This is a genomic window from Amnibacterium sp. (assembly GCF_025463795.1).
GTDB lineage: Bacteria > Actinomycetota > Actinomycetes > Actinomycetales > Microbacteriaceae > Amnibacterium.
Genome location: NZ_JAODBE010000019.1, coordinates 1 through 3,448, shown reverse-complemented (window position 1 = coordinate 3,448; position 3,448 = coordinate 1). Strand labels below are relative to the sequence as shown.

Annotated in this window: 5 protein-coding genes and 1 pseudogene; 5 read left to right on the top strand and 1 reads right to left on the bottom strand. The window is 74.8% G+C overall.

All coding sequences use genetic code 11. The features are described from left to right. From JWQ92_RS01410 to JWQ92_RS01395, 4 genes and pseudogenes are all read left to right on the top strand, one after another. A pseudogene (locus JWQ92_RS01410) lies at positions 1 to 749 on the top strand (ATP-dependent helicase); the annotation flags it as partial. An 11-nt stretch (positions 750 to 760) separates the two neighbouring features. Beyond that, on the top strand, positions 761 to 1,555 hold the full coding sequence (locus JWQ92_RS01405; RefSeq protein WP_297342665.1) for a DNA-formamidopyrimidine glycosylase family protein: 795 nt from the start codon (positions 761 to 763) through the stop codon (positions 1,553 to 1,555). Positions 1,556 to 1,589: 34 nt separating this feature from the next. After that, positions 1,590 to 2,066 (top strand): Cys-tRNA(Pro) deacylase, encoded by a 477-nt coding sequence (gene ybaK, locus JWQ92_RS01400; protein ID WP_297342664.1) that lies wholly within the window; start codon positions 1,590 to 1,592, stop codon positions 2,064 to 2,066. Further along, a complete protein-coding gene (locus tag JWQ92_RS01395) occupies positions 2,063 to 2,800 on the top strand; it encodes a GDSL-type esterase/lipase family protein (protein ID WP_297342663.1) in 738 nt (245 codons plus the stop codon). Before ybaK ends, JWQ92_RS01395 begins: the two co-directional genes overlap by 4 nt. Positions 2,801 to 3,039: 239 nt before the next feature. Here the strand turns inward: JWQ92_RS01395 and JWQ92_RS01390 are convergent, their stop codons facing one another. Further along, positions 3,040 to 3,231, bottom strand: a complete 192-nt coding sequence (locus tag JWQ92_RS01390) for a hypothetical protein (RefSeq protein WP_297342662.1) — start codon at positions 3,229 to 3,231, stop codon at positions 3,040 to 3,042. Here JWQ92_RS01390 and JWQ92_RS01385 point away from each other — a divergent pair. Further along, positions 3,230 to 3,448, top strand: a 219-nt coding sequence (locus JWQ92_RS01385) for a DEAD/DEAH box helicase (protein ID WP_297342661.1), incomplete at its 3' end; no start/stop codon positions are given. The two genes, JWQ92_RS01390 and JWQ92_RS01385, sit on opposite strands and share 2 nt — an antisense overlap.

The following is a 3,448-nucleotide window of genomic DNA, read 5'->3' as shown; positions in this document are numbered from 1 at the left end:
GCGCGCAGCGGCGGGCGCCGCGCGCCCGCGTGTACCGCGGGCACGGCCGGCCGGTGATGCCCTCCCGCCAGGGACCGCCGACGGCAGCGGGACGCTGGGGCATCCTCCCGCTGCCCGAGCACGATCTCACGGTGCGTGCCGCGGCGACGGCCGAGTTCCTGCTCGACCGATACGGCGTCGTCACCCGCGGCTCGGTCCAGGCGGAGCAGGTGCCGGGTGGCTTCGCCCTCGTCTACAAGACGTTCGCCGCCCTGGAGGAGGCCGGCCGCGCCCGCCGGGGCTACTTCGTGGAGCATCTCGGCGCCGCCCAGTTCTCGACTTCGGGCACGGTCGACCGGCTGCGCGCCTTCAACCGCGATCCGGACGCCGAGCGTGAGGAGGTCGTGGCGGTGTGCCTCGCCGCCACCGACCCCGCGAACCCGTACGGCGCCGCGCTGCCGTGGCCTGCCGGCGTCGCCGATGGCGGGCACCGGCCGGGACGGAAGGCGGGTGCGCTGGTCGTGCTCGTCGACGGGGCCCTCGTCGCCTACCTCGAGCGCGGCGGACGCACCGTGCTGCTCTTCACCGACGACGAGGGGGTGCTGCAGCAGGCCGCGGCCGCCCTGGCCTCGACCGTGCGCGGCCGCGGCGTCGCCGGGCTGACGGTCGAGAAGATCGACGGCGCCTTCGCCCTCGGCACCCCGTTCGGCGCGGCGCTCGAGCGGGCGGGCTTCGCCCCGAATCCGAAGGGCATGCGCCTCCGTGGCTGACCGGCGTCGCCGTGCCTGAGGGCGACACCGTCTACCGCACGGCGAAGAACCTCGGCTCGGCCCTGACCGGCGCGGTCCTGACCGGATGCGACGTCCGCGTGCCGCGGTACGCCACGGTCGACCTCACCGGCGAGACGATCGACACGGTCGCCAGCCGTGGCAAGCACCTGCTGATCCGGGCGGGCGGCAGCGTGATCCACTCCCATCTGAAGATGGAGGGCGCCTGGCACCTCTACGCGCCGGGCTCCCGCTGGCGGCGGCCGGCGTTCGAGGCACGGATCGTGCTCCGCACCGCCGATTGGCAGGCGGTCGGTTTCGCGCTGGGCACCCTCGAGATCCTCCCCAGGGATCAGGAGGAGGAGGTCGTCGGGTACCTCGGGCCCGATCTGCTCGGCGACGACTGGGACGCGTCCGAGGCGGTGCGCCGCATGGAGACCGAGCCCGAGCGCCCGATCGGGCTCGCGCTGCTCGACCAGCGGAACCTCGCCGGCATCGGCAACGTCTACCGCAACGAGCTCTGCTTCCTCCGGGGGGTGCTGCCGACCCGCCCGGTCGCCGAGGTCGAGGACCTGCCGCGAATGGTCGACCTCGCCAAGCGCACCCTCGAGGCGAACAAGAACCGCGTGGAGCGCACCCTGACCGGCGACACCCGGAACGGGAGGCAGGACTGGGTGTACGGCCGCACGGGCCGGCCCTGCCGCCGCTGCGGCACCCCGATCCGGGGCGGCACACTCGCCGATCCCGTGCAACCGGGTCGGGGCGCGACCGACCGGGAGATCTACTGGTGCCCTCGCTGCCAGCGCTGAGGGGACCCGGGACGGCGACGGATACCGTCGAGTCATGACGAGCACGGGAACGCCCGCGACCGTGGCACTGACCGCGCTCGGCATCCCGTTCGTGCCGCATCCGTACCGTCACGACGCCGGATCGAGCGCCTACGGGATCGAAGCGGCCGCCGCCCTCGGCGTCGATCCCGCCCGGGTGCTGAAGACGCTGGTCGCGGCGGCGGACGACCGGCTCGTGGTCGCGGTCGTGCCCGTCTCGACCACGCTCGACCTCAAAGCGCTCGCCGCGGCCGCGGGAGCGAAGCGCGCCGTGCTCGCCGAGCCCGCGACGGCGGAGCGCCGCACCGGCTACGTGATCGGAGGGATCAGTCCCCTCGGTCAGCGCGCCCGTCTGCCGCTCTACCTCGACGCGTCCGCCCTCGGCCATCCGACCGTCTTCGTCTCGGGCGGCAGGCGCGGCTTCGACATCGAGCTCGCGCCGGCCGACCTGCTCGCCGCGACGGGCGGCACGGCCGTGGCGATCGCGCGATGAGCCGGGCGGCCAGGGCCCTCGGGCTCCTCGCGGGGGGCGCGGCCGTGCTGACCGGCGCCGGAGCACTGGTGCAGCGCCGTCGGCGGCGGTGGATCACCGAGCTGACGAACCGCATCCCGGCCCATCACGTGTACTGGCGTGAGCGAGGGCGGGTGCGCGAGGGCAGCCTCCTCTACGTCGCCATCGGTGACTCCGCTGCCCTCGGGCTCGGGGCGAGCTCGCCTCGAGCCGGGTACGTCGGCCTCGTCGCCGACGCGCTCGCGGCGCGGACGGGCCGCGAGGTGCGGGTGCGCAACCTCTCCATCGACGGCGCGACCCTCGGCGTCGTCCTCCGCGAGGAGCTGCCCCGGCTCGCCGGCCTCCAGCCCGACGTCGTCACCCTCGGGATCGGCGCCAACGACATCTGGACCTTCGACCCGGTGCGGTTCCGCGACGAGTACGAGCGGATCTGCGCCGCACTGCCTGCGGACACCGTGGTCTCGGAGCTGCCGAGCTTCAGCGTGCTGCCGGTCGCGGGCCGGGCGCGCGCGGCGAACCGCATCATCCACGAGGTCGCGGAGGCGCACGGGTTCTGGGTCGCGCCGCTCTATCCGGTCACCGGCGTCGGCGGCGTGCTCGACGCGCTCCACGGTTCCGCGGGCGACCTCTTCCATCCGAACGACCGGGGCCACTCGAGGTGGGCCGACGCCTTCCTGCCCGGCGTGCTCGCCGTGCTGGGCCGCCGCTACGACTGATCCGGGGATCTCCTGTCGAGGTGCGCTACCGTGCCGTCGGGTCTTCCGGTCCGAGAGGCGGCCTCCATGGCGTGGCGCGATGATGCGGCGGAGGTCGGCGACTGCCCCTTCTGCGGCTTCCCGATGCTCCTGCCCGACGCGGCCGCCTGGCGCTGCCCCTCGTGCGACGCGGAGGGACGCAGGCGCCTGCCGCAGGAGGGCCCCCGAACGGGAGCGGGCAGACTCGGCGGCCCGGACCGCTAGACTGGGGCAACGGCGCGATGTTGCGCGCCTGCGTCGACATCAGCGATCCATGCCCCCGCGCCCCTTCCCGGGCGCCGTTCTCCGGGGCTCCACCCGCGCCGGTCGGCGAACGACGTGCCGTCCGGCACGATCGCCCCCGCATCGCCGCGACCGAACGCGACCTTGCCTTCGACGGAAAGCTCCGCCATGTCCTCCACCTTCGCCGAACTCGGCGTACCCGCTCGCCTGCTCCCCGCGCTCACCGCCTCGGGGATCGACTCGCCGTTCCCGATCCAGGAGGCGACGCTGCCCGACAGCCTCGCCGGCCGGGACGTGCTCGGCCGCGGCCGCACCGGCAGCGGGAAGACCCTCGCCTTCGCCCTCCCGGTCGTCGCCCGCCTCGCCGGACGCCTCGCCGGCGGTCCG